Consider the following 2054-nt stretch of genomic DNA (forward strand, 5'->3'; position numbering starts at 1 on the left):
GTTTAATATTTAATAGAATAAAAAATAATAAAGGACCTATATATAGGTCCTTTATTTATATTAAAATGTAAAAAAATGAAAAATTAAAAAAATATTGACATAAATAAACAAAATATGTAATAATAATTAAAAGAAAAACAAAAGACTTTAATTTGGTCCAGAGAGACTAAAAAGATATTTGAATAGTTTAAATAAATATAAATGAACTAACTATCCTTTTATCTATTTTGGTAAAAGGATTTTTTATTACAAATATCTTTTAACTTTGGAAACATCATCGGTGGAGGTTAGAAAGATGACATTTAAGAAATTAACAACATTAGCAATGGCAACAGTAGTATCAGCATCACTATTAGTAGGATGTTCAACTACAGAGGAAAGTAAATCAGATGATACTATAACAGTAGCAATGATAACAGACGTAGCAGGAGTAAACGATCAAAGTTTTAACCAAAGTGCTTGGGAAGGTCTTCAAAAAGCTGAAAAAGAATTAGGTGTAGAAGTTAAGTACTTAGAATCAAAGCAAGATTCAGACTATGCAACAAATATAGAAACATTAGCAGATGAAGGTGTAGACTTAATATTAGGTGTAGGTATGAAATTAGCTCCAGCTATAGAAGAAGCAGCTGATTTATATCCAGAACAAAAATTTGTATTAGTAGATGAAGAATTAACAGGTAAAGATAATGTAAAAAGTATATTATTCAACGCTCAAGAATCTGCATACTTAGCAGGTTTAGTAGCAGGTAAAATGACTAAAACTAACAATGTAGGGTTTATAGGTGGTATGGAATTACCAGTTATAGATACTTTTAAATATGGATTTATGGCAGGAGTAAAAGCAGCTAACCCAGAGGCTGAAGTACAAGCTCAATATGCTAACTCATTTACAGATCAAGCAAAAGGTAAAGCTATAGCTAACCAAATGTACTCTAATAATGCAGATATAGTATTTACTTGTGGTGGAGATGTTGGAACAGGTGCTATAGAAGCAGCTAAAGAAGTTGGAAAATATGCAATAGGTGTTGATAGAGACCAAAGTGATTTAGCTCCAGAAAATGTATTAACTTCAGCAATAAAAAGAGTTGACGTAGGTGTATATGAAACAGTTAAATCATATGTAGAAGGTGTATACGAAGGTGGAACAACTACAGTTTATGGCTTAGAAGATAATTCAGTTGGAATACCAGATACTACTAAAAACTTAGTTTCTCAAGAAATACTAGATTTAGTAAATGAACACACTGAAAAATTAAAAAGCGGAGAAATAGTAGCTCCTAAAAATGAAGAAGAATATAAGGCTATGTTTAAATAGTTAAGATATAAAGCTAGAGATATGATATAAAAAATCTATCTCTAGTTTTTTTATATTTTTTTATAAAATTAGTTGACATTAATAAAAAATAGAGATANNNNTTATAAAAAGAAAAAATAGAATTAAATTAAAGGTTAATAAAAAACATAGGTAAGGTGTGGATTATATGAACATAATAAAAAAATNNNATAAAATTAGTTGACATTAATAAAAAATAGAGATATTATTTARTTAAAGAAAAYGATAATTATTATCAAATAATACATATTATTACAAATAGGGAGGAAAAGGAATGAAAATAGTATATTGGTCAGGGACAGGTAACACTGAAAAAATGGCAAACTTAATAGCACAAGGGATAAACGAAAATGGAGCAGAGGCTCAAGTAATAGATGTAGCTCATGCTGATTCAGATATATTTAATAATGAAGAAATAATAATATTAGGGTGCCCAGCTATGGGAGCAGAAGTATTAGAAGAATGTGAATTTGAACCATTCATAGAAAGTATATCTAGTAAGGTTTCAGGAAAAAAAGCAGTATTATTCGGATCTTATGATTGGGGTGATGGTGAATGGATGAGAGACTGGACTAAGAGAATGGAAGACTGTGGATGTGATGTAATGTTTGATGGTCTTATAATACGTGAAGCTTTAGAAGATGATTGTACAGAGTGCCTAGAATTAGGTAAAAAAATAGCAGGTATGTTAGTTACTTCATCTAATTAATATTATAAAAGC

2 protein-coding genes are annotated in these 2054 nt (G+C 28.9%); both read left to right on the top strand.

Going from position 1 to position 2054, the window contains the following annotated elements; all coding sequences use genetic code 11:
• Window positions 1-295: 295 nt before the first annotated feature.
• Window positions 296-1315 carry a BMP family lipoprotein gene (locus G3997_RS04525; protein WP_296648758.1) on the top strand — a complete coding sequence of 340 codons (1020 nt, stop codon included), beginning with the start codon at window positions 296-298 and terminating at the stop codon, window positions 1313-1315.
• A gap of 292 nt (window positions 1316-1607) precedes the next feature.
• A complete protein-coding gene (locus G3997_RS04530; RefSeq protein ID WP_296648763.1) occupies window positions 1608-2042 on the top strand; it encodes a flavodoxin in 435 nt (144 codons plus the stop codon).
• Window positions 2043-2054 lie beyond the last annotated feature (12 nt).

The organism is Romboutsia sp. 13368 (genome assembly GCF_018336475.1).
Classification (GTDB): domain Bacteria; phylum Bacillota; class Clostridia; order Peptostreptococcales; family Peptostreptococcaceae; genus Romboutsia.